A 251-nucleotide genomic window follows, 5' to 3' on the forward strand; every position below is an offset into this window, starting at 1 on the left:
CCGAAGAAAAGGAAAATGGAAAACTGCTCTCAAGATCAAAAGTATTATTTAATAATGGTTCTTTGTTACCCACTTCTATTCTTACTACCAATATCGTAGATGAGAGCACAAAAGAAAGTGTAAATATGAATTTGTATGACAACAAGGACAACCTTCTACAGTTTTCCAATGTTTCAGGAGTACCAACTGCCATGATATATGGATATAACCAATCTTCTTTAATCGCTAAAATTGAAGGAGCCACTTATAAT

General features: G+C 33.1%; 1 protein-coding gene. It reads left to right on the forward strand.

Features of this window, described 5'->3' with window-relative positions; translation table 11 throughout:
- Positions 1-251: hypothetical protein (locus SB724_RS21185; protein ID WP_410572970.1), on the forward strand; the 251-nt coding region annotated here is incomplete at both ends.

It is taken from the genome of Bacillus sp. SIMBA_031 (genome assembly GCF_046535225.1).
Lineage (GTDB): Bacteria > Bacillota > Bacilli > Bacillales > Bacillaceae > Bacillus > Bacillus velezensis.